The organism is Aurantimonas sp. C2-5-R2 (assembly GCF_036549495.1).
Lineage (GTDB): Bacteria > Pseudomonadota > Alphaproteobacteria > Rhizobiales > Rhizobiaceae > Aurantimonas > Aurantimonas coralicida_A.
Genome location: NZ_JAZHLJ010000140.1, coordinates 1 through 4,936 on the forward strand (window position 1 = coordinate 1; position 4,936 = coordinate 4,936).

Annotated in this window: 2 protein-coding genes and 3 pseudogenes; 2 read left to right on the plus strand and 3 right to left on the minus strand. The window is 64.0% G+C overall.

Annotated features, from left to right (window positions below; all coding sequences use genetic code 11):
* Positions 1-114 precede the first annotated feature (114 nt).
* Positions 115-930: pseudogene (locus VQ044_RS25945) on the plus strand (transposase); the annotation flags it as partial.
* Positions 931-1,070: 140 nt separating this feature from the next.
* Here the strand turns inward: VQ044_RS25945 and istA are convergent.
* Positions 1,071-2,066 (minus strand): annotated as a pseudogene (gene istA / locus VQ044_RS23685) (IS21 family transposase); the annotation flags it as partial.
* A gap of 80 nt (positions 2,067-2,146) precedes the next feature.
* Here istA and VQ044_RS23690 point away from each other — a divergent pair.
* Positions 2,147-2,632, plus strand: a complete 486-nt coding sequence (locus VQ044_RS23690) for a recombinase family protein (protein ID WP_327651457.1) — start codon at positions 2,147-2,149, stop codon at positions 2,630-2,632.
* Positions 2,633-2,684: 52 nt separating this feature from the next.
* On the opposite strand, the pseudogene VQ044_RS23695 reads toward VQ044_RS23690, so the two are convergent.
* Together VQ044_RS23695 and VQ044_RS23700 are read right to left on the minus strand one after the other, a co-directional pair.
* Positions 2,685-3,026 (minus strand): annotated as a pseudogene (locus VQ044_RS23695) (transposase); the annotation flags it as partial.
* Between the two features lie 232 nt (positions 3,027-3,258).
* Positions 3,259-4,677, minus strand: coding sequence for an FAD-binding oxidoreductase (locus tag VQ044_RS23700; RefSeq protein WP_327650087.1), 1,419 nt, complete (start codon positions 4,675-4,677; stop codon positions 3,259-3,261).
* Positions 4,678-4,936 lie beyond the last annotated feature (259 nt).

The following is a 4,936-nucleotide window of genomic DNA, read 5'->3' on the forward strand; positions in this document are numbered from 1 at the left end:
AGCGTTCAATGTACGGACGCGGAAACCTCGATCTTCTTCGCCAACGGTTCCTCCTGGCGCACATGAACCACACAACCTGCGCAAGAGCCACCAATTCGGGGAAACATCACGGCCGTCAAGCAGTCGATGAAGCCGATCCGCGCCGCTCTGGATGCGACGGTCATCGATCCACAGCTCCTGACGTCGGCCGAGCGGATCCAGTTCGAGGGCTACCTTCGACGCGAGGAAACAAACGCCGTGATCACCAGCCTTGCCGCGGAGTGCGTCTCGATCAAGGAGATCGTCCGGCGAACTGGTCGGAGTCGCAAGCTGGTCCGACAGATTGTGCGCGGTGAGCGCACCGACGTATTCCGTACCCGCCAGGGATCACTCGATCCTCATCTGCCGTTCCTCGACGCGCAATGGGACACAGGCTGTCGCAACGGCGCCGAACTCTGGCGGCGGCTTCGGACGATGGGCTTTGCCGGATCGACCCGCGTCGTTGGCGAGTGGGCGACGCGCCGACGACGTTCAGAGAGAATGACGAACGCCCAGTTTCGCAGGATTCCCTCGGCGCGATCGATTGCTCGTCTCATGATGTTGATGCGCGATCATCTGACAAAAGCCGAGACGGTCACCGTCGCAGCGATAGAGACTGGTGCCCCAGCGCTTGCTGAGGCGCGGGTGCTGATCGATCGCTTCCACACCATCATCCGCCGACGGGCAACAAGCGATCTCGATGAATGGATCCGGGCCGCTACACCGAGCCTGATCGCCTCATTCGTCCGCGGCCTCACCAAAGATCTTGCCGCCGTGCGCGCCGCCATCGCCGAGCCCTGGTCGAACGGGCAAACCGAAGGGCAAGTCAACAAGCTCAAGCTCGTCAAACGACAAATGTACGGCCGCGGAAAGATCGACCTGCTCGAGGCCCGATTGCTCGGTGCGTACTGATCGTCATCGGATTTGCGTCAGACCCCTTTTTGCACGCCGATCCACAACTAACCCGGGCGCAGCACTTGTCGCAGGCATCGTAGGCGACAACCGGCAGAGGTTGGAAGTGGGCGCGATCGCGTTCGAGACGCTCTCCGNGCGCTGGGGACGGAATAGTCATTGCCGCGATAGCGCACCAGCGACAGCGAACTAACCCGGGCGCAGCACTTGTCGCAGGCATCGTAGGCGACAACCGGCAGAGGTTGGAAGTGGGCGCGATCGCGTTCGAGACGCTCTCCGATCGTCTCGCCATGCCCACGCAACCTGTCCGCCATGCGCCGTCGGCATTGTTGCTCTAGCCATCGATTGAAATCCTCGAAGCTGGAAAACCGCGGCACCGGCACCATGAAGTTGCGGCGGCAATAGCCGACCAGACCCTCTACCTTTCCCTTGTCATTGCCCTTGCCGGGACGGCCGAAGCGATCGGCAAACAGGTAATGGGAGACAAGCTCGGAGAACACCCGGGTGCGCTTGCGGGTGCCGTCTCCCAGAATGCGGGCGACGGCGATTTTGGTGTTGTCGTAGAGGATGGAAATCGGAACGCCGCCGAAGAAGGCAAAGGCCGAGACGTGTCCGTCGCAGAAGGCCTCGCTCGTCTCCTGCGGATAAGCCTTGACGAAACAACCGTCCGAATGTGGCAGGTCCATCGCCAGGAAGTGGATCTTGCGTTCGACGCCGTCGATCACGGCAAGCGCTTCGCCGAAATCGACCTGAGCATGTCCCGGTGGATGGGAAAGCGGCACGAACATCTCGCGCTGGCGCTCCCTGGCCGCATGAACGTAGTCCTTCACGATCGTGATGCCGCCGGCAAAGCCATGCTCGTCGCGCAGCCGCTCGAAAATCCGCTTCGAGGTGTGACGCTGCTTCTTGGGCCGCTCGCTGTCGTCTTCCAGGATCCGGTCGATGATGACGATGAACGGATCGAGCTTCGGTCGCACGACAGGCTTGCTGCGCCGATACCCCGGCGGCACGGAAAACCGCAGCATCTTGTCGACCGACCGCCGGTCGATGCCGAAAAGCCGGGCGGCCTCCCGACGGCTCAAACCATCGATGAAAACAGACCGCCTTACCCGCGCATAAAGTTCCACACTCTTCATCCCCGCCCTCGGCCAAAGGCACGAAGGCTATCACTGGCGGAGTTTTGCTCCGGCCAACAGCCAGATATCCGGCCGCTTCAGTGGTGGATTTTTGCACCGGCGCTCTCAAGGGGTTCTGGAATGACTCGCTGCCACCCATCGGCTACCGCGTCGTCGCGGCCGAGCAGCGCGGCGCCAAGATCAAGAAGAAGCTGGAGATCGACCCGCTTCATGCCGACACCGTGCGGCTGGCGTTCCGGCTCGCGCTGGAGGGTGACGGCACGTCCGGCCCGATGGGCGTGAAGGCGATCACCAAGCACCTCAACGAACACCGCATCTTCACCCGCGATGGCGGGCGCTGGGGCATCGGCACGGTCCACCGGATGCTGACTCGGAAGACCTATATCGGGCGGCACGAGTTCAACCGTCGTACCAAGAACGGCGACAACAAGCCCGATGAGGAGGTCATCCCCGTCGCGGTGCCGCCGATCATCGAACAGGCGACGTTCGACGCCGTTCAGGCCCGCATGAAGGCGCGCAACCCCAAGGTGACGCCGCCGCAGGTCGTGGCGGTCCTACGCTGCTGACCGGTCTGATCCATTGTGCCAAGTGCGGCGGGGCCATGACGATCCGCACCGGTAGCCGACCGAGACTTCGCGACGGCGTTCCGGACTGGATCACCGCCGTTAGGGCCTTCTCCGCCAGCCGCCGAGGCTCCAGGAAGCTGGGGAAGTACGATCCCTTGCGAAGCTTGGGGATGCGCAGTTCCACCGTCCCTGCCCGCGTCTCCCAGTCGCGGTCACGGTAGCCGTTGCGCTGGGCCAACCGCTCGGGGCTCTTCTGGCCGTGCGCCGCGCCCGTCAGCCCGCCCACCTCCAGCTCCATCAGCCGCTCGGCGGCGAAGCCGATCATCTCGCGCAAAATATCGGCGTCGGCGCTCTTCTCCATCAACCCGCGCAGGGCCATGATCTCGTCGGTCATCTTCGGTTCCTTGGTTCAGGTTTGAGTCCGCAAACCCAACCCTACCGAAGACCGTGGATGACCACCGCAGCCCCGCTCACTCGCTACGGCACCCCGTGATGGGCGCGCTTCGCGAGCGGCGCTGCTACCACCCAGCTACACCACGTCCGGGGACACGACCCCGCCCGGTGCCATCGACGGACCGAGAACCTGTCCCGGTTCTGCCAGCTCACGGTGACGGCAGTCCCCCGTTTCAGGGGGTCCGAATGTTGTGGTTCATGCGGAAAAGGTTGTGGGGATCATATTTCGCCTTGGCCGCCCGCAGCCGGTCCATATTGGGACCATAGGCCTGTGACATCCGGTCGACGTCGTCCGCCGGCAAGAAGTTCACATAGACGCTGCCGGCGGCATGGGGCGCTGTTCGGTCGAACAGATCCCGGGCCCATGCGATGCAGGTCCGGTCCTGCGCCGGGTCCGACCAGCGCGTATGGACGTTCATGACGAAATGCGCCTTGCGCTGGGGGAACGGAGTCTCGGCCGGACCGACGCGGGTCAGCCTGCCGCCCAGGTAGGCGATGAAGATTTCGCATTGCGGGTCGGGTAGGTCAGCAACGGCGGCGATAACCCCCTCGATGACTTCGTCTGACAGCTTCAGGAAGTCGTTGCTTTTCCAGTAGTTTCGCGCGCCCGGAGTGAGCAGGGGATCGAAGGCCTGTTGCCATCCCGTATATGGGTGGGGCCCGATCACGTCGGCGATGGGCTGGCCCAGGCCGCGGAGCTCTTCCAGCGCCGCGACGCCCGCGTCCATGTCGCCGGCGTAGCAGGCCGCAAAGATCAGAACCTCGCGACCATGCCAGTTCTCCGGGATGAACGGGAGCGGCGGTGCCTTGCGCATGACCGCCCAGACGGCCAGTTCATCGGGCGCGCCGGCGCAGATCTCGCGGAAGCTTTTCAGCAGGTGCGGGGCGTCCGTTATCGGATGCACGATCAGACCCGACAGGACCTGGGGGCCGATCGGATGCAGCGCGAATTCGAATGAGGAGACGACGCCGAAATTGCCGCCCCCGCCTCGGATCGCCCAGAACAGATCGGCATTCTGGTCCGCACTGGCCACGCGCACGATGCCGTCGGCGCAGACGACCTCGGCCGAGATCAGATTGTCGACGGTCAGGCCGTGCTTGCCCGTGATCCAGCCAAACCCGCCTCCCAGGGTCAGTCCGGCGATGCCGGTGGTCGAATTGATGCCCAGCGGCACGGCGAGGCCGTAAAGCTGGGTCTCCTGGTCCACGTCAGACAGGAGGCAGCCGGGGTCGACCCGCGCGGTCCGCAGATCGGAGTCCACATGCACCGACCGCATCAGCGACAGATCCAGCAACAACGCGTCCTCCGCCACCGCGTGACCGGCGATCTGGTGGCCGCCGCCCTTGACCGCGAGCACCAGCCCGTGTTCGCGGGCGAAATTCACGGTCGTGCGGATGTCACTGGTGCCCCGCGCCCGGACGACAAGACCGGGCCGACGATCAATCATGGCGTTCCAAACGGTGCGGGCCTCGTCATAGCCCGGGGCGTCCTTGCCGAGCGCGGCCCCGCGTAGCGCACTGCGCAGGCCGTCCAGCGCGATATCTGCAATCCGGGCGGTGTCGCCCGACAGTGTCTTCAGGCACAGGGTCATGGGGGTCTCCAGTCGTTGGTTAGCGCCGACCTTCGGAGTTCTCATGCTGTCCCGCCAGTCCAGAAACTGGACCGGGCTTTTCCTGCGGAACGTTGGTCCGCCGTGTTAGGAAGGGTTCCCGTTGGTGGAGTTCTCAACAAGGAATCGCATCATGACCCACGGTAGCTACTGAACCGCCCCGGGTTTCCCGGAGACTGTTTGGTTTGCATCCTACGCGGCGATCGGCATGGCCTCAAGCTGGGCGTAGTAGGCGTCTTCT

Coding starts and splice junctions, on each gene's coding strand:
- VQ044_RS23700 (WP_327650087.1), bottom strand. CDS start 4,677: ATGACCCTGTGCCTGAAGACACTGTCGGGCGACACCGCCCGGATTGCA.